This window comes from Chryseobacterium shigense (assembly GCF_900156575.1).
Classification (GTDB): domain Bacteria; phylum Bacteroidota; class Bacteroidia; order Flavobacteriales; family Weeksellaceae; genus Chryseobacterium; species Chryseobacterium shigense.
In genome coordinates, this window is the sequence record NZ_FTNY01000003.1 from 115,450 (window position 1) to 134,197 (window position 18,748).

Below are 18,748 nucleotides of genomic sequence, written 5' to 3' on the forward strand. Positions count from 1 at the left end.
ATATAGTCTATGAAAATAATTGTTCCTATGGCTGGACGCGGTTCCAGATTACGTCCACATACCTTAACCGTTCCAAAACCTCTTATCCCGATTGCAGGAAAACCCATCGTACAGAGATTGGTAGAAGATATTGCTAAAGTAGCAGGTGAAAAAATTGAAGAAGTAGCTTTTATCATTGGAGATTTTGGACCTGAGATTGAAAAATCTTTACTTCAGATAGCCGAAAAACTGGGAGCAAAAGGCAGTATCTATTACCAGACTGATCCGCTTGGAACAGCACATGCGATTAAATGTGCTGAAGATTCTATGCAGGGAGATGTGGTGATTGCTTTTGCCGATACTCTTTTCCGTGCAGATTTCCAACTGGATAAAAATTCAGACGGTGTTATCTGGGTAAAAAGTGTAGAAGATCCTTCCGCTTTCGGAGTGGTAAAATTAGACAACTATGGTTTTATTACCGATTTTGTTGAAAAACCTCAAACCTTCGTTTCAGACCTTGCCATCATTGGTATCTATTATTTCAACAGTGCTGAAAAACTGATGGAGGAGATCAATTATATTATGGACAATAATATAAAAAATGGCAACGAATACCAATTAACCACTGCCCTCGAAAATCTCAGAGCGAAAGGTGCAAAATTCACTTTGGGCAAAGTAAATGACTGGATGGATTGTGGAAACAAAAATGCTACCGTAGAAACCAACAGTAAAATCCTTGAATACGAGAGAGAAGAAATGCTTAATCATCCGGCATCTGCAGTTATTGAAAATTCATTAATTATACAGCCATGTTTTATTGGTGAAAACGTGAAAATTTCCAATTCAAAAGTAGGTCCTGGCGTTTCATTGGGAAATAATACCATTATTGTCAATTCCAATATTGAACATTCATTGATTCAGGAAAACACAAGAATCAATCACGGAAACCTTTCCAATTCCATGATCGGAAATTCCGCACAGTATTTTGGGGTTTCCAGAGAGATCTCTTTAGGTGACTACTCCGTTTTAGATTTTTTATCTAAATAATAACAGAAATATTTAATACAAAATAAGATACAAGCGAACCACACAATATTTTTTGTGTGGTTTGGCGTTAATATTGCAGCGTATTTTTTTTAATTGAAAGATCAATACATGAAAAACTGGATTCCCCTACTTCTCATACTTCTTACCTTATCATCCTGTAAAACACGGAATGCCGCTAAAAATACCGGCAAAACACAGGACAGCTTAGTTGCAGCTGAAGACAATAGAAATCCCAAAGATGCCAATGAACCGGTAAGAGATAAACTTACCTTCTATGAGCATGTAGTGGTACCGCTAAAATTTGATCAGGTTAAAATCAGCAGCAAAGTCAATGTAGAAACAGGAAGCTTTATTCCAACCCTGGATGCTACGATCTATATTGAAAATGATAAAAAAGTGTGGATGAATCTTCAGGCATTCTTTATTGGTGTAGCCAGAGGGATCGCCACTCCTGAGGGGATCAAAGGCCAGGACAAGACAAGCAAAACCTATATCGACTCAGATTTCGATTACCTTAATAAGCTGCTTAATGTGAACTTTATCGATTACAAATCGCTGGAGAAAATATTGATGGGCAGAACTTTTGTAAAGATCAGCGATTCTCAGTTTACCCTGACCAAAAACGCGCAGGGCTTTAAGATGGTTTCCAATACCAACCAGAAAATTGTCACAGAGGAGAAAACCAGAGAGTATAAAATAGTCCTTAACTATGATACCAATTATGATCTTCTAAGTGTAAATTTAAAGGATGCTTTATCGGCTGACGAACTTGAAATCTCTTACAGCAACTGGAATGAATACAATGGAATCCGCCTTCCAAAAAATGTTAAAATAATTATAAAAGGCTCAAAATCTAGTCAGATTTTACTGGAAAACACGAAATTTGACTTTTCGAGGATGGAAACAGCTTATTCTGTACCATCCAGTTATAAGAAAATTGAGATTAAATGATTAAAAAATTTAGCTTTTTAATAGGTATTCTACTGTTCGGCATGCATCAGGGACAGCAGAACAAGGAACAGCTTCAAAAACAGAATGCCGATCTTAAAAAACAAATTGTTCAGATAAATACAGATCTGGCTAAAACCAGAACTGAATCCAAACTTTCAGTCGCTTACCTTACCAACGTCAATAAAAAACTTTCTTTAAGAGAAAAGGTTTATACCAATACTCAGAAAGAAAAAAGATTTATTGAGGATGAGATCTATCTGCGTCAACTGGAAATTAACCGCCAGAACAAAGAACTGGCAGTTCTTAGAAAGAATTATGCAGAAGTTCTGGTGAATGCCTATAAAAACAAAGGGGTACAAAACAAAGTAACCTTCATCCTTTCATCCAAAAACTTAGGAGAAGCTATAAGAAGAGTACAGTACCTGAAGCAGTATGCCGACTATCAGGACAAAAAAGCTGCCGAGATCAGTAATGCAGCAGCCCAAATAAAAAAATCCATCGCCCAAAAACAAAACTCTGCAAGAGAAAAAGACAATCTTCTGGTCAACCAGCAGAAAGATCTGGCGACCATCAATGCGGAAAGAGCTCAGAAGGAGCAGTTGTTGGCAGATTTCAAAAAAAATGAATCCAAGCTTACAGTAGAGCTTAAGCAAAAACAGGTTCAGTCTAAAGCTTTAGAAGGACAAATCCGGGCGATAATTGCGGAAGAGATCAGAATAGCCAAAGCAGAAGAGGAGGCAAGAAGAAAAGCCGAAGCTGAGAAAATCCGTATGGCTAAACTGATTGCAGAAAGAGAGAAAGCAAGAATTGAAGCTGAAGCAAAAGCTAGAGCTGAAGCCCTGGAAAGAGAAAGAAAAATAGCAGAAATTGAAGCTAAAAAAGCAGCTGATTTCGCAGCCAAAAGAGCTGAAGAAGAAAGGAAACGTAATGAAGAAGCAGCAAGGGCTGAAGCCAGTGCAAAAGATGAGGCCCGAAGAGTGGCTGCGAAAAAGGCATCTGACGAAGCCAATATAAAAGCAAAAGAAGCTACCGATAAACTCGTTGCCGCCAGAGCAGCAGAAGCCGCACTGAACAAGAAAAAAGAAGAAGAGAAAAAGGCCGCTGAAACCAAGGCAATGACCAGCTACGGAGTCACTACATCATCAGGAAGCAGTTTTGCAGACAGCAGAGGGAAACTTGGCTATCCGGCAGACAGAGCAGGACAGGTGACCCACAGATTTGGAAGACAGCCACACCCGGTTTTCAAAAATATTGTAGAGGATAATACAGGAATTAAAATAGCAGTCCCTTCAGGTACCCGTGCCAAATCTGTATATCCGGGATCAGTCTCTTCTGTATTGGCAAATAGTGACGGAACCAAAACCGTTATGGTAAAACACGGAAATTATTTTACGATCTATTCTAACTTAGGAAGCGTAAGCGTTTCCAAAGGACAACAGGTTTCTTCCGGCACTCCGGTAGGTACGGTTGCTCAGGATTTTGATGGTTCTTATACCCTTGATTTCCAAGTATGGAACGGAAATACGCCCGTTGATCCATTAGGTTGGATTTCGTATTAAAAAAAGCTTTAACTTTGTAAAAATCTTAAGAGATGAATACACTTACAATATTAGCCTTATCTTGGCAACACATCCTTATCGTAGCGATCCTTTTGGTATTGCTTTTTGGAGGAAAGAAAATTCCGGAATTAATGAGAGGAGTTGGTTCAGGAATCAAAGAATTTAAAGATGCGGTGAAGGAAGAAGACAAACCAGGTTCTGAAAAGAAAGCCTCTTCTACCGATAATAACAATACTACCAGCAACTAAAAATTCCTTACCATTAATGAATTTCACTGAGACTGCATGGAAAGTCTTCAATCAATCTATTGAAGACTATCACGTGTTCGATGACGTTAACGCTCTAATTAATAACCCGTTCGAAAAAGACAGTTTGGAACGGATTTTGTATGCAAAGAACTGGATTGATACCGTTCAATGGCATTTAGAAGATATTATTAGAGATGAAAATATTGATCCGGCTGAAGCTCTTCAATTGAAGAGAACCATTGATGCCTCTAACCAGAAAAGAACAGATCTGGTAGAATTTATCGACAGCTGGTTCCTTACAAAGTTTGAAAATATAACTCCTAAACCTGATGCAAAAATCAATACTGAAACACCCGCTTGGGCAGTAGACAGATTATCAATTCTTGCATTAAAGGTTTATCATATGTCATTAGAGGCCCACAGAGAATCCGCTTCTGAAGAGCATCGTGCAAACTGCCAGGCAAAACTGGATGTACTGATGAGTCAGAAAGAAGACCTCTCCACCTCTATAGATCAGTTGCTTACTGATATTGAATACGGTAATGTTAAGATGAAAGTATACAAACAAATGAAAATGTATAACGATGATAGTCTTAACCCGATCCTTTATCAAAAGGGGCAACAGAAATGAGAAAACTATTTTTTTTTGGAGTACTACTAATTATCACTTCCTGCGCAACGGAAAAGCTTAATCTTTCTCCGCTGTCCAATAATTTTTATAGCGAAACTAAAGGTTCTAATTCCGATAGAGGGGCAAAAAAAGGTTTTGATATCAATATCAAAGAAAATGTAAATGCTTCTGAAATTTCAAATCTGATTTCTACTTTTCCAAAGTTTAAGAATAACAGTTTGAATGACGAAATAACAAGCTTGAAATATAGCCTTCAGAATTATTTATATGCCATTGACGCCAACAACTCGGCAGGAAAAAACAGAGCAGTTAAAAGCTTCGAAAAATCATATAAGAAAATTCAAAAACTCAGACAGCAACTCGACAAAGATGATGATGAAGTTTTAAACAGATATCTGGTACGTCTAAAAACCAATATTTCTGTCATAGAAGATTCTTTAAAAGGAAATTAAAAACGAACCACTATTAATGATTAAAATTCAGGCAGAAGCTAATGTTCCTACAGAACACGGCTCTTTCCGAATGATCGCTTTCTCCGAAAACGAAAACGACTGGATGCCACATATGGCCATCGTAGCAGAAAATACAGATTTTTCAAAACCGGTGAACGTACGTTTCCATTCAGAATGCATTACCGGAGAAGTTTTCCATTCAAAAAAATGTGAATGCGGGCAACAACTGGATGCCGCAATGAAATATACCCATGAACACGGAGGTATTATTGTATATCTTCGTCAGGAAGGACGAAATATTGGAATCATCAATAAACTGAAAGCCTATTCGTTACAGGAAAAAGGTCTTGATACAGTACAAGCCAATCTTGAACTGGGACTTCCTGCTGATGACAGAAAATTCGGAGTAGCTATTGATATCCTGAATCTGCTGGATGTAAAAGATATTAATCTTCTGACGAATAATCCGGAAAAGGTAAAATATGTGGTAGAAAGCAATATTCACCTCAACTCAAGAATTCCTCTCCAGATTCCTGCCAACGAAATGAGTAAAGGATATCTCAAAACAAAGAAAGATTTCTTCGGTCATTTATTAGATGATAATGACAAGTAGACAAAAAATAAAAGCTCTGGAATTTCTTTCCGGAGCTTTTTCATTATAATTCTTTTTATGGTTGCTTTTGAACCGACCAGCTGCCACTCCAGTATTGATGTTTCCAGGTCCCGGACTTGGTTTCTAAACTCCCTATCAGGGAAAAACCTTTTGGAGAGGTGGAAGGACTTATAGCTGCGCTTGCTGCACTTTGAAGGCTCGTATAATAAGTCTCTTCTACATTAGCATTTACAATTCTTGTCACCTCAATACTTCCGCTTTTAGAAACATTCAGGATCAAATTTCCACTCACTTCTCCTGTATAAGTACCTATCCATTTTCCTGCATAGGGAGATACATAGTTTTCCTGCTCGTTTTTACGATCGATATTGTCTACAATCTCACTGCATGAGGCCAGAAAAAGCATCGGAGCCACCATTAAAGTTTTAAAAAAGAAGTTTTTTATCATGGACTGGGATTTTAGTTTTATTCAGAGGCGTAAAATTACCTTTTTTTCATTTCCCTTAAAAGAGAATTTATAGGTATTTAAATCAAAAGCTCCGGAAAGAAATCCCGAAGCTTTTTTTTAATTATAAAAAACTGAAAAGATATTTTTTTATTTAACTTTAGTCTGGATTTTAGACTCGTCAATATTGTAATACTTAATAACGCTGTTATAATCTTCATAGTTAACAGCTGCAGCTTCTGCACTTTTACTGGTTCCTGTTTTAGCAGGAACAACCACTACTCTGAATTTTTTATTCGTGTAATACGATGAATTATTATCCAGATTCAAGGTAGGGGTAGATTTAACATTGATTCCGATATCATATGCGCTGAAATCAAAAACATAATCCACTCTGTCATTGTTCCCATTATTTAGAGCTACTGAGTACGGTAACAGGCTCCAAATCGGAGAATTGTTATTGGTAAGACCCGTTTGTAAATAGATCAGTACCACATCTGATTCTACCAAAGGCTTATTAAAAGCATCATCAAAATGATATAAATTATTATTTGTTTTGGTAAAAGTCGGGATAATATCATAAGCGGTTGAGTACGTATCATAATCTACTGGATTCTGAACAACAGCGTCATCATTATTGTCACAGCTGTAAGCGGTAAAACCTACAGAGCCCAGAAATAAGAATAGAAGAATTTTTTTCATTTTTAGAAAAGTTTAGTTATTATTTATAAAGCGTATTCAAATCATATACCAAAAGTTGCAAAAACTTTGTTTTCATCATTTTTTTAATTGTATTTTTGTTCTTATTCAAAAGATCATGAAGAAATTGTTATATAATTCTCTCTTTATTTTTTCATTCATAAGCTTTATAGCTAAAGCTCAATACCAGCCCAAAAATATATCCAAAGAAGACCTTAAAAAAGCTCATCACTGGGTAGATAAAACATACAGGTCTCTTTCTCAGGATGAAAAACTGGGCCAGCTGTTTATTGTAGCACTTTATACCAATAAAGGGGAAGACTATATTCATCAGATCCGAAATATTGTTGTAAACGATAAAATCGGAGGACTGATCTTAATGCAGGACGATGCAGCCAGAGAGATCAGCCTGGTGAACGAGTTCCAGCAGAAATCAAAAGTCCCGATGATGATTGGTATGGATGCAGAATGGGGACTGTTTCAAAGAATTGCCACAGCACATAAATTTCCATGGGCGATGACGCTGGGTGCCATACAGGATAAAAATCTTATTTATCAGATGTCTGCGAAAATTGCGGAAGACTGCCACAGAATGGGAATTAACTGGGATTTCGCACCGGTTGTTGATGTCAATACCAACCCCAACAATCCAATTATCGGGAACAGAAGTTTTGGATCTGAGGTTGATAATGTGATCAGTTCTGCTTTGTCTTATTCTAACGGGCTTCAGGACAACACGATTCTTGCAGCCATCAAACATTTTCCGGGCCACGGCGATACAAGTACAGACTCCCATCTGGATCTGCCAGTTGTTTCCCATAGTTTAGAAAGACTCAACACCGTTGAGCTTGCTCCTTTTAAAGCTTTAATGGATAAAGGAATAGGCGGAGTGATGGTAGCCCATCTCTATGTACCAAGTTTGGAATCAGGAAAAGGAATTCCTGCATCTGTCTCTAAAAACATCATTACCGGATTATTAAAAGAACAATTAGGATATAAAGGCTTAATTATCACCGATGCATTAAACATGGGTGCTGTAGCCAATAAATATAAACCTGGTGAACTGGACGCGCTTGCATTTAAAGCAGGAAATGACATTATGCTTTTCTCTCAGGGGGTTTCAGAAGGCAAAAAATTAATTCAGAAAAGTATTGAAAAAGGAGAAATCTCTCAGGCAAGAGTTGAAGAAAGTGTAAAGAAAATTTTATTGACCAAATATTTCTTAGGCCTTGACAAATACAGCCCTAAAAATCCTGAAAACATTAACCATGATATTAATAATGAGTCGCACAAAACATTGGTAAAGAATCTTTATGCTAATGCTCTGACGTTATTAAAAGATGACAAAAATCTGCTTCCTATTATTGGAAAACAGGTCTACTATGTTCCTCTGGAAGAAGCTCCGTATCAGACTTTTGCCAATCAGCTTGGATCTAATGTAATGATCAGAAAAGCCAACGAAATCAGTACCATCCCTTCAGGTTCTACAGTAATTGTAGGGCTTCACAAGGATAATTCAACAGCATATAAACCTTATAAAATTTCAGCAGAATCTAAAAAAATCCTTGCTGATCTTACCAGGAATCAAAACGTTATCTTAAATGTTTTCGGAAGTGCTTACGCTTTAAAAGACATGGATATTTCAAAAGTATCTACAGTCCTCGTATCTTATGAAAATAACGATGACTCAATGGCTGCCACAGCCGATGCGTTGAACGGAAAAACAAAAATAGGGGGCAGACTTCCCGTTCTGGTCAATGACCAACTGAAAGCAGGAATGGGCATGGATAAAGTTCCGGCTGCCTTTTCTCAGGCAAACACAACAGTTTTTACAACATCAAAACAACAATAATCTCATGAAAATAGGCATACTTTGCTATCCAACATACGGAGGAAGCGGAATCGTAGCAACAGAATTGGGAATGTCTCTGGCCAACAAAGGCTATGAGGTCCATTTCATAAGTTCTGCGCTTCCCGCAAGATTAGACATTACCAACCCGAATATTTTCTTTCACAGAGTCAATGTACAGACCTACCCGCTTTTCCAGTATCAGCCTTATGATATTGCATTAAGCTCCATGATCTATCGTGTGGTGAATCTTTATAAGCTCGATCTGCTGCACGCTCATTACGCCATCCCATATGCATATGCTGCATTTACCGCCAAACAGATGCTAAAGGAAGACAATAATGATGTTCCGCTGGTAACAACGCTTCACGGAACGGATATTACCCTTGTAGGACAGCATCCAAGTTACAAACATGCTGTAGAATTTTCAATCAATCAGTCTGATGCGATCACCTCCGTTTCTGAAAGTTTGAAAAAAGATACTCTCCAGTTTTTCAATATCAAAAAGGAAATTCAGGTGATTACCAATTTTATTGATAATTCCGAATTTGACGATTGCTCAGAATGCCAGAGAACACAGTTTGCAAATCCGGACGAGAAAATTTTGATCCATGTATCCAACCTACGGCCTGTAAAAAGGGTTGAAGAAGTGCTTCAAATCTTCAAAAGTGTAGAGAAAAAAGTAAAATCAAAGCTGATTATCATTGGTGAAGGACCGGATATGGAAAAGGTGAACCAGTTTCTGGAAGAAAATCCTGAATTGATTTCAAAGATCCGTCTGCTTGGAAAAGTAAATGATCTGTATAAAATCTTACAGTTATCCGACGTGTTTTTACTTCCTTCTGAGCAGGAAAGCTTCGGACTGGCAGCACTTGAGGCTATGGCAGCGTACACCCCGGTGATCAGCTCCAATGCAGGAGGGATTCCTGAGGTCAATATCCAGGGAGAAACAGGATTCTTAGCTGAAATCGGAAATGTGGAAGCAATGAGTAACTATACGATCAAATTATTAAGCAACGACGAGCTTTTGGCAACAATGAAAAAGAATGCAAAAGAACAGGCGATCAAATTTGATCTAAAAAATATTCTTCCTATCTATGAAGAAATGTACAGAACAACAATTGAAAACTTCAACAAGGAGCTGACAAAAGCTTAACCAATAGTTTTAGCCAATCCATGACCAAAGTGCTTTAATAAGCAAAAACATCAATTATAATGCCTCCCACCTCTTGATGGAAGGCATTTTATTTTTTAAAGCAAAAAAACAATAAAAGAGAAAGAACAGCATATAAATTTCTATTGTGTAAACTGTATTTCTATTGATGAGAAATTGTTTAGAACAGAGGTGGAAAATCTAAGTTTTGAGGTGATAAAAGTGTGGAATTTCTACTATATTTATATCACACCTATGACAGAAAAATTGCTTCAATATCTTTGGAACTATAAAGTTTTCAAACATTTTGACTTCAGGGATATTGAAGGCAATGCTGTTGAAATTCTAAACTTCGGAAAATGGAATACGGATGCAGGACCAGATTTTCTTGATGCAAAAATAAAAATCAAAGATCTTGTGATCGCCGGAAATATTGAACTGCACGTTCGCACCTCCGACTGGATCTTCCACAACCATTCTCAGGACCCTAATTACCAAAACATCATTTTACATGTTGTTTATCAGAATGACGCCGAGATCGATGACCTCAACGGTAAAAACATTCCTACTCTGGAATTGAGAGCGTACATTGATCATAATATTCTGGGGAAATACGAGACATTAATGACCGGAACACAATTCATTGCCTGTGAAAATATTTTTTCGCCTGATAAAATACCCGTTAATTTTCATGAAGCTAATGTTATTAAGAAACTGGATGAAAAATCTCAGGAATTTGAAAAAAGCTTAGAACTGCACAAGAATGATTTTGAGGCCGTTCTTTTTCACAGTCTCGCCTACTCTTTCGGATTAAAAGTAAATGCTTACACCTTCAGGCTTATTGCAGAATCTGTAGATTTCAGAATCATCAACAAGATTCGTCAGAATGAATCACAGCTTGAGGCACTTCTTTTTGGCATTTCAGGATGGCTGGAAAACCCGAAAGACACCCAAATGCTGATGTGGAAAAGAGAATTCGATTTTCTCCGAAAAAAGTTCAGCATCCCGGATCTGAGATTTCATCCAAAGTTTCTGAGACTGCGCCCTCCCAACTTTCCAACGATTCGCCTTTCTCAGTTGTCTGATCTCTACTTAAAGCACCAGAATTTATTTTCAAAGATCATCAAGGCTGATCATATGAATGAATTGTATGATGTTTTTGCACCGGTAAAAGCTTCAGACTATTGGGATTTTCATTTTAACTTCGGAAAGCTTTCAAAATTCCAGCCTAAAACACTGACTAAGGATTTTATTGAACTGGTTATTTTGAATACCGTTCTTCCTCTGAAATACACCTACCACCGATATCAAAGTGAGGAAATTACCGATGAGATTCTGGAATTTTACAGAAATGCTGCTTCTGAAAAAAATTCTATTATTTCCGGCTGGAAAGAAATGGGTTTAGACGTAAAAAATGCAATGGAAAGTCAGAGCCTGATTTATCACTATAAAACCTCGTGTGAAGAAAAAAATTGCTTAAATTGCGGTATTGGATTTAAACTTTTAAAAGAATCTTCAAATGTTTGATAATATCCGCCATAAGATGGAAAGAGAATGGTTCGGTGTTCTTACGAGAACCGGAGCTAAACTGGGGATCCCTGTGTCCAAATTAAGGATCTTCTTTATCTATTCCACTTTTGCTACAGCCGGGTTCTTCTTTTTGATCTATCTGGGGCTGGCTTTCACCCTTTGGATCAAAGATATTTTCATTACCAGAAGACCCAGTGTTTTTGATTTATAATTATGGAATTTTTACCGATTACTTCTGCCGAAGACTTTAGAGTACAGGAAATCTATAAGTCTTATTCCAGCACTTTCCCCGCAGATGAGCAAAGGGACTGGAAACAATTTACCGCTTTATTCTCCAATCCTCATGTAAAAGTAATATCTGTGCTGCATGAGTCTCAGAGCATAGGATATCTTATCATCTGGGAATTGAGTTCTTATGTTTTTGTGGAACATTTTGAAGTTTTTGAAGCCTTCAGAAGCCAGAAACTGGGATCTCATATTACAGGATATCTGTTTGAAAACTATCCGAGAATTATCCTGGAAATAGAACCTGATCATTTGGGCGATGATGCCAAAAGACGTTATTCTTTCTATCAGAAAAACGGATTTACGCTGATTGACAAAATGTATGTCCAGCCAAGTTATGGTGAAGGAAAAAAATCTTTAGATCTGTGGCTGCTGGCCAATTATACTCCTGAAGATCTCAAGAGTGTCAAAGAGGAAATTTATGATATTGTGTATCATTAAAATATAAAAACCGCCGGAGATCTTCCGGCGGTTTGTTTTTATAGCATCTTGTAAAGTCTTTTACCTTTTTCTTGAACGACTGATTTTACAAATTTTCACAGATGATTGTGTATATTACTCCGTATAAAAATCTGTGATTTTTTTTAAAACTTATGTGAACATCTTATTCTCAAAGTATTAAACTTCAGAATAACTTAAGTGTTCAAAAACTTTTGTTCTCTTTTGTGGTTGATATTTTTTCTAAGATGATCATCTTAATTGACCTCGTATTCTAGCTTTATCGTGATATTTGCTTCTTTCTCTTTGGAGGAAGTATTGAATGTTCCGCCGTAGGAATAGTCTTCATTGGAATTAGGCTCTGTAATCTGGATCACTCCCATTGTTGCTTTTTTAAGACTTCCCAGGCTGCTTCCAGAATTCTCCGCAATTTTCTCTGCTCTTTCTTTAGCATCTTTTGTTGCTCGTGCAATCATTTCCTGTTTTACCGTTGCCAATTTGGTATAAAAATAAGAGGGTGCTGAAGAAGTGAATTCAATACCGCGGTTGATGATCTCTGTAATATTTCTGGAAAGGTTTTCGATCTTTACCACTTCCTTACTTTCAATGGAAACCTTTTGGGTAAGATTGTACCCGGAAAATTCACCCTGAACATAATTTCCATTGGAGTCGTTATAGCTTCTGAACTGCTTTTGAATATCTACGGAAGAAAATACAATCTCAGTCTGTTTAATTCCTTTTGAAACAAGATAATCATTGATCACTTTTCTATCGATGGCCAGCTCATCATAAGCGGCTTTCAAATCGGAATTATTTTTGGAAAAGCTTCCGGACCAGGTGATCAGATCGGAAGTAAATTGCTTGGTGCCTAATCCGGTTACGGAAATGGTATTTTCGGATTTATTCCTGTTTTTGATAGCATTCCCTAAAAAGCCCAGCCCCAGGACAAATCCAAGTGCTCCGACTGCTACTGCTATAATATTCTTATTCATAAAAATGTGATTGGATTGATTTTGTATACCAGTACATCAATTTCTATTCCGATTTTTAAGAATTCTTTAACATTATTCCTGCTTTTTATGTTGCTTTAATCTTTCGAGATAGACAGGCATCGTTTCTTCCATTCTAAGAAGGACTCCGGACAAGTTTTTAGCCTTCACATAAGTTCTGACCTGAGGCTTGACCTCGAAAGAATATTGTATAAATTCTGAAATGCGTTCTTCAGGAATTCCCGCATTCGTAAAGTATTCGTTATCGACTCTGTTTCGAACCCACAGAATATGTTCCTGAAGATCATCATATCTGTACTGACGTTTCTGACGCCTCGCCTTTCCACTGATCAGATCATAGGCACCCTGCACATCCAGACTTCCCAGAAGTATGGGAATAAGGACCTTTTTCACTTCGGCAGGTTTTTCCCTCATTTTCCCAACAGGTTGCGGTAAACCAATTGCCTGTTCTACGATTTCTCCTTTATCTGCTTTTGCGGCCAGCCTTGAATCCGTTTCAAGGTCACCGGTGGGTTTCTTCACGATTTTTACTTCTCCAACATCTGTGGGTACAGGAATTAAGGTGACCAGCAATTGCGCATTGAATCCACCAGCCGGAACCCTCACAGAAACTCTTCTGAAATCTGCTTTTACAAATCTTAGCTCATCATTGGGAGCCGCTTGAATGGAAAACATTCCCATGAAATCGGAAGATGCTTTCTGGTCGGTAGACATATTGATGATAATGACAGAACTTAAGTTTTCACCACTGTCATCCACGATACGCCCCGCTACCGTTTGTTGCGCCAAGACCGTATTGAACATAAAAATAAGAAGAAATAAAATTTTATTTCCATGAGCAATATCTATATTTCCGCATCCAAAATTCATTTCTATCCTCTTCAAAATTAAAGATTATCCAACTTACGGGTTTTCTTGTACTCGGCGAAAGCCACTCTTAATTCATCTTCCACCACATCGATCTTAAAGTTTTTTCTGTATTTTTTTGCCATCATACGGGTATCATTAGCGTACAGAAGAAACTGGTCTATGTGCTCTTCATCCATTCCGTATTTTTCCAGAAACTGTAAATCTACTTCCCGCTTAATCCTTTTTATAAAATCCTGTGTTTCTATATAATTAGCTTTGGTAATTTTAAGTTCAGTGGCTTTTTTGAACAGACCAACGGCAGCATCCAAAACGCCTAAAAGGTTCACCTGACCTGCACCATAGTCCTGTTTAAAAGTTTTTGAAACTGTATTATCCGGTAAAGCCTCATTCATTGGGCTTTTCATATACTCATCCAGTTCTGATCTTAAAGAAACGATTTTTCTGGATTCGTTAAGATGCTTGTTGTCTTTCTCCAGATTTCCTGTAGGCTTGTACGTTATTTTTACTTCCGGAATTTCTATTTCTCTTTTTTCAAGAGTGATCATTAAAGGAGAATTGAAATCTTCCTTCCCCATTTTCTTGTCGAAACGATAATAGCCTTCTTTTACAAATCTGAGTTCGTCCTTTTCTGAAGCTTCTATGCTAAACCTTCCTGAAGCATCGCTCAACGCACTCTTTTGGCTGGAAACATTAATGACTAAAACCGGGTTGATATTGGTCTTGCCATTGTCTGTCACGATTCCGGTAGCCTGCTGCTGGGAAAAAAATTCTGCAGATATAAAAAGCGGAACGGTGTAAAGACCTTGTTTAATGTAAGTTTTCATTGGCGTTTATCTTTGAGTTTTTGGAGCGCGGTAAGAAGAGATTCTCGTCAGTACAAACCTTTGAAACCTGTTCAGATCAGCGTCACTGCAAAAGCCGTATTTCAGAATTTTTTGTCTTTCAAAACCTCCTGCTAAAACATAAGCGATAAAATGCTCGATCTGAGGTTTCTCAATCTTTAAATTTATGAAATATTCATCACTTAGGGCGGTATGAAGATAACTGATGAGATCAATATCGTCCCATTTATTTTTCACTTTTCCAATAGAGAAGCCCTGCCCTTTCGGTTGTACAAATTCTCCAGGTCTTGCGGCAAGAATCCGTGGATCTGATTTCTGATCGATATACTTATCGATATCCTTGATCAGTTTATCCACTTTTTTAGGTCGGTTAAGGTTTTTTGTATCAATTTTCAGATCACCGGTAAGTCCCTGCTTGATTTCTACTTCGGGAATGAGTATGGTGGCTCTTGCCAAAGTAATATTCAGGGGAGATTCTATATTTTCTTTAGAAACCTTTCTAACGATACGTTCGTAGCCTGCCTTTACAAACCTAAGCTCATCTCCTGCTCTTCCGGAAACCATGAAGTGTCCGTCGCGGTTCGTAACAGCTCTTTCATCGGTTCTGATATTGATGACCGTAACATCAGGAATTTCTGCATTGTCTTCAGAAATTATTTTCCCGAAAATATAATTCTGAGCATGGATATGAATGAAAAAAAAGGGAATTAAAAAAAAGAGTAGTTTGAGTTTCACTGACAGTTTTTTATAAAGCAAATCTAAAATTATTTTTAAAGTAAATGGTAAGTTTAACCACAGTTAACGCGTTTTAGGATTTCTTTTTGATTTTTGCCTCTCAAACTGTTAAATCACTGCCCGGAATTGTTAAAATTTCACTTAAAAATTAGCTAACTTGCAGTCTCAATTCTAAATTCAGCAATGCAAAATTCTTATACAGTAATCAATGCTTCAGCAGGCTCGGGGAAAACATATGCCCTTGTCCAGAGGCTTCTGATGATCTGTCTCCGCTATCCGAATCAACAGCAGTCGATCAGGAATATCCTTGCCCTTACTTTCACCAATAAGGCCGCGAATGAGATGAAGGAGAGAATTTTGTCGTGGCTTGGAAATTTTTCCGCAGATAATTTCGCAGACAACGGAGATCTGAAAAATATTCAGAAAGCATTTGAAGCAGACGGTTTAAGAATCACCATTGATGAACTTCACGTACGTTCTAAAAAATTGCTGGACTATGTTCTGCACAATTATTCTACCTTGAATATCGGAACGATTGACCGATTTAATTCAAGGCTGGTTCGAAGTTTTTCCTATGAACTGGGTTTAGCTAAAAATTTCAATCTTGAAATTGATGCCGAACCTTTTCTCATCGAAGCGGTAGATAAAATGCTTGACCAGATCGGCGAAAATGAGAGCATCTCCAATTCATTCATGGATTATGTGGATTACAGTCTGGAAAATAATGAAAGAATTAATCTGAACAAAAACCTGTATGATTCTGCAAAAGAGTTTGTAAAGGATATCCATTATGAACATCTGAAAAGTAATAAAAGCTTTGACGACACGAATTATGAGAACATAAAAAACACGCTCAGAAAAGAAATCATACAGAATAAAAAACAGTCTGCAGATATTGCTGCGAGGTCTGTTGAACTGTTCAGATCCAGAAATATTGAGATTGAAGATTTTGCTCAGGGTAAAAATGGAATTGGAGGTTTTTTCACCAAGGTTCAGGATTTTTATGCGCAGAAGAGACCCGGTTTTCCATTTCCTACGACGCAGGAAGAATCTGTTGTGAATAATTACCGAAAAGGCGCTTCATCAAAATCCAAAAGTAAGGAGCCTGAAATCTTTGAAATCCTGGACCAGCTTCTTGACAACAGGATGCAGCTGATCCTTTTATATATTGAAACCCAGAAGAAAGAAAAGATTTTATCCGCGCTTCTTCCATTAAAGGTGAATAAAGATATTCAGGATGAGTTAAAAAAAATTGAGGAAGAAAACGATTTGGTTCTGCTTTCAAAGTTTAATATTCTGATCAACGAAAATCTTAAAAATGAACCCTCGGCTTTTATTTACGAGAAGGTAGGTTCACAGTTTCAGCATTATTTCTTTGATGAATTTCAGGATACTTCGGAACTGCAGTGGCAGAATTTTGTTCCGCTCCGGGATCACAGTGTTTCTTCAGAGAACACTTCTTTTACGCTGGTAGGTGATCCCAAGCAGAGTATCTACAGATTCCGTGGCGGAGAAAGTAAACTGATGCTGGATATCATTAATAAAAAGGAATTTTCTCCCAAACAAGCTACTCTTTATGTTTTGAAAGACAACTGGAGAAGTGCGAAAAATATCGTTCAGTTCAATAATGAGCTGTACCGGTATCATTCACAGGATCTGGAGGAAGAACACCGGAATATTTTTGGCGAGGATGCTGAGCAGAGCCCAAGATCACAAATCGAAGGACGCGTCAAAGTAAGTCTGATTGAAAATCTCACCAATGACGATTTTTATAACGATACTTCTGAAAAAATGCGGAAGGATATTCAGGAAAGCCTGGATAACGGTTTTAAATTTTCTGACATTACGATTTTATGCCGTGGCAACTTTGATATTTTCAGCTATTCTCAAAAGCTGGGAAATCTGAAGGTGAAATACCGCGGAGAAGAGACGAATATCAAAACGATTTCGGATAAAGGTCTGACCCTTGAACTCTCGAATACATTAAAAGCGGTCATTGAATTTCTGCGATGGGAAATCAATCCCAAAAACAGACCGAACCTGATCATGATGATGTATTATCTGAATACACTGGGCAGAATCCACATGGAAGATTTTACATTGGAAATGAAAGAAATCCTGGAGCTGGAAACGCACGAGGAGATTCTTCAGTTCGTCAAAGAAAAATATTCTCTGAAACTGAAACAGGAAAATTTCCCGAGATTCAACCTTTATAATTTTGTGGAATATTATATCAATGAATTTGCTGTAGACAACAAGGAAACAGATTTTCTTCTGAATTTTCTGGAAATGCTTTTCAACTTTACTCAGAATGCGGGAGCAAGTACAAAGGAATTTTTGAAATACTGGGACGAGGAAGCTTCCGGCTACACCATTCAGGCCTCGGAAAACATTGATGCTGTTCAGATCATGACAATTCACAAATCGAAAGGGCTGGAATTTCCGATTGTATTTATTCCTATGATGAATAAAAACAGAGACGGTGAATTTACGAACTGGTTTGACACTAATAATGATGATGCTTTGAAATCCGTCAATATCAATCAGTTCAGTAAAAATCTTGAAGTGTATGATGAAGAAATCGAGGCTTTCAACAAAAAGAATTCCTATAAAAACCTGATCGACAGATTGTGTCTTCAGTATGTAGCGACCACCCGTCCTGTGGAACAGTTATTTTTCTATCTTCAAAAAGCGAATAAAACCTCCAATAATCTGGAACTGCTGGAATTCTTTAACGGAAAAAATAAGGAAGAGGCTGATGAATTTGATCTGTATGAAGTGCGTCCTGAGATGCTGAAAAAGCATTCTAAAGATAAAACATCATTATTTAAAACCAAGGATATTCAAAACCTTAAGAATATTAATGAAAACAGGTCTTCCATCAAAATTGCCACGCCTTCCAAAAACTATCAGGTACGGAATGAGAAGGTAAGAATCGGGCTTTTTGTCCATGAATTATTATCTAAAATCAATACGGAAAAAGATACAGCCAAGGTTCTGGAAAGTTATGTTCTGGATGGGCAGATCACCTGGGAGGAAAAAACTGAAATTCAGGAAACTCTGATTCAGATCATTCAGAAATATGCCGAATTTTTTGATGAAAAATGGGAAGTGATCAATGAAAAAGATATTATGATCTCAGAGAGAGGACAGAGCCATATCTTCAGACCGGATCGTATTCTGAAAGGAGAAGAAGGTTATATTATCGTTGATTTTAAAACCGGTGAACAGACAGAAAAAAACGAACTTCAGATTGAAAGATATAAAAATATCCTGGAAGGTTTGGGAAGAAAGGTTTTAAAGACGCAGCTTATTTACCTCTAGAAAAGGTTTTCCACAAAGTTTTCCACAATCTAATGTTGATAACTACGCAAAAACCACATAACACACTGATTAACAAAACAATAATTTT

At 37.4% G+C, this 18,748-nt stretch carries 19 protein-coding genes; 13 read left to right on the plus strand and 6 right to left on the minus strand.

Annotated elements, in window-relative coordinates:
* Positions 1 to 9: 9 nt before the first annotated feature.
* The 7 genes from BW964_RS10020 to ribA all read left to right on the plus strand — a co-directional run bounded on the left by BW964_RS10020 (position 10) and on the right by ribA (position 5,480).
* Positions 10 to 1,026, plus strand: a complete 1,017-nt coding sequence (locus tag BW964_RS10020) for a sugar phosphate nucleotidyltransferase (protein WP_076506921.1) — start codon at positions 10 to 12, stop codon at positions 1,024 to 1,026.
* A 108-nt stretch (positions 1,027 to 1,134) separates the two neighbouring features.
* The gene (locus BW964_RS10025) at positions 1,135 to 1,977 is read left to right on the plus strand and encodes a lipoprotein insertase outer membrane protein LolB1 (protein ID WP_076506923.1); all 843 of its coding nucleotides are present in this window, start codon (positions 1,135 to 1,137) and stop codon (positions 1,975 to 1,977) included.
* A complete protein-coding gene (locus BW964_RS10030; protein WP_076506924.1) occupies positions 1,974 to 3,536 on the plus strand; it encodes a murein hydrolase activator EnvC family protein in 1,563 nt (520 codons plus the stop codon). Before BW964_RS10025 ends, BW964_RS10030 begins: the two co-directional genes overlap by 4 nt.
* Positions 3,537 to 3,568: 32 nt before the next feature.
* A complete protein-coding gene (locus BW964_RS10035; RefSeq protein WP_076506926.1) occupies positions 3,569 to 3,784 on the plus strand; it encodes a twin-arginine translocase TatA/TatE family subunit in 216 nt (71 codons plus the stop codon).
* A 16-nt stretch (positions 3,785 to 3,800) separates the two neighbouring features.
* The gene (locus tag BW964_RS10040) at positions 3,801 to 4,415 is read left to right on the plus strand and encodes a DUF4254 domain-containing protein (protein WP_076506928.1); all 615 of its coding nucleotides are present in this window, start codon (positions 3,801 to 3,803) and stop codon (positions 4,413 to 4,415) included.
* A complete protein-coding gene (locus tag BW964_RS10045; RefSeq protein ID WP_076506930.1) occupies positions 4,412 to 4,867 on the plus strand; it encodes a hypothetical protein in 456 nt (151 codons plus the stop codon). Before BW964_RS10040 ends, BW964_RS10045 begins: the two co-directional genes overlap by 4 nt.
* A gap of 16 nt (positions 4,868 to 4,883) precedes the next feature.
* Positions 4,884 to 5,480: a GTP cyclohydrolase II gene (gene ribA, locus BW964_RS10050; protein WP_076506931.1), complete on the plus strand. Its 597-nt coding sequence runs from the start codon at positions 4,884 to 4,886 to the stop codon at positions 5,478 to 5,480.
* Positions 5,481 to 5,535: 55 nt separating this feature from the next.
* Here the strand turns inward: ribA and BW964_RS10055 are convergent, their stop codons facing one another.
* Both BW964_RS10055 and BW964_RS10060 read right to left on the minus strand, forming a co-directional pair.
* Entirely contained in the window at positions 5,536 to 5,928 is a 393-nt protein-coding gene (locus BW964_RS10055) for a hypothetical protein (protein ID WP_076506933.1), read from the minus strand.
* Between the two features lie 147 nt (positions 5,929 to 6,075).
* Positions 6,076 to 6,627 carry a hypothetical protein gene (locus BW964_RS10060; protein ID WP_076506935.1) on the minus strand — a complete coding sequence of 184 codons (552 nt, stop codon included), beginning with the start codon at positions 6,625 to 6,627 and terminating at the stop codon, positions 6,076 to 6,078.
* Positions 6,628 to 6,742: 115 nt separating this feature from the next.
* Between BW964_RS10060 and BW964_RS10065 the strand changes: the two genes are divergently transcribed.
* The 5 genes from BW964_RS10065 to BW964_RS10085 all read left to right on the plus strand — a co-directional run bounded on the left by BW964_RS10065 (position 6,743) and on the right by BW964_RS10085 (position 11,882).
* The gene (locus tag BW964_RS10065; RefSeq protein WP_076506937.1) at positions 6,743 to 8,476 is read left to right on the plus strand and encodes a glycoside hydrolase family 3 protein; all 1,734 of its coding nucleotides are present in this window, start codon (positions 6,743 to 6,745) and stop codon (positions 8,474 to 8,476) included.
* A 4-nt stretch (positions 8,477 to 8,480) separates the two neighbouring features.
* Positions 8,481 to 9,629 (plus strand): N-acetyl-alpha-D-glucosaminyl L-malate synthase BshA, encoded by a 1,149-nt coding sequence (gene bshA, locus BW964_RS10070; protein ID WP_076506939.1) that lies wholly within the window; start codon positions 8,481 to 8,483, stop codon positions 9,627 to 9,629.
* 252 nt (positions 9,630 to 9,881) lie between these two features.
* Positions 9,882 to 11,153: a DUF2851 family protein gene (locus tag BW964_RS10075; RefSeq protein WP_076506941.1), complete on the plus strand. Its 1,272-nt coding sequence runs from the start codon at positions 9,882 to 9,884 to the stop codon at positions 11,151 to 11,153.
* On the plus strand, positions 11,146 to 11,367 hold the full coding sequence (locus tag BW964_RS10080) for a PspC family transcriptional regulator (RefSeq protein ID WP_034725857.1): 222 nt from the start codon (positions 11,146 to 11,148) through the stop codon (positions 11,365 to 11,367). The genes BW964_RS10075 and BW964_RS10080 overlap by 8 nt, the downstream gene beginning before the upstream one ends.
* A gap of 2 nt (positions 11,368 to 11,369) precedes the next feature.
* Positions 11,370 to 11,882 (plus strand): GNAT family protein, encoded by a 513-nt coding sequence (locus BW964_RS10085; RefSeq protein WP_076506943.1) that lies wholly within the window; start codon positions 11,370 to 11,372, stop codon positions 11,880 to 11,882.
* A 254-nt stretch (positions 11,883 to 12,136) separates the two neighbouring features.
* On the opposite strand, the gene BW964_RS10090 is transcribed toward BW964_RS10085, so the two are convergent.
* The 4 genes from BW964_RS10090 to BW964_RS10105 form a co-directional block, all read right to left on the minus strand.
* A complete protein-coding gene (locus tag BW964_RS10090; protein ID WP_076506944.1) occupies positions 12,137 to 12,871 on the minus strand; it encodes an SIMPL domain-containing protein in 735 nt (244 codons plus the stop codon).
* Between the two features lie 72 nt (positions 12,872 to 12,943).
* Positions 12,944 to 13,774, minus strand: a complete 831-nt coding sequence (locus tag BW964_RS10095; protein ID WP_228432107.1) for a carboxypeptidase regulatory-like domain-containing protein — start codon at positions 13,772 to 13,774, stop codon at positions 12,944 to 12,946.
* A 2-nt stretch (positions 13,775 to 13,776) separates the two neighbouring features.
* The gene (locus BW964_RS10100) at positions 13,777 to 14,583 is read right to left on the minus strand and encodes a hypothetical protein (RefSeq protein WP_076506947.1); all 807 of its coding nucleotides are present in this window, start codon (positions 14,581 to 14,583) and stop codon (positions 13,777 to 13,779) included.
* Positions 14,584 to 14,589: 6 nt separating this feature from the next.
* Positions 14,590 to 15,336, minus strand: coding sequence for a carboxypeptidase-like regulatory domain-containing protein (locus BW964_RS10105; RefSeq protein WP_076507882.1), 747 nt, complete (start codon positions 15,334 to 15,336; stop codon positions 14,590 to 14,592).
* A 168-nt stretch (positions 15,337 to 15,504) separates the two neighbouring features.
* On the opposite strand from BW964_RS10105, the gene BW964_RS10110 reads away from it, so the two are divergent.
* The gene (locus BW964_RS10110) at positions 15,505 to 18,660 is read left to right on the plus strand and encodes a UvrD-helicase domain-containing protein (RefSeq protein WP_394333902.1); all 3,156 of its coding nucleotides are present in this window, start codon (positions 15,505 to 15,507) and stop codon (positions 18,658 to 18,660) included.
* Positions 18,661 to 18,748: the final 88 nt, after the last annotated feature.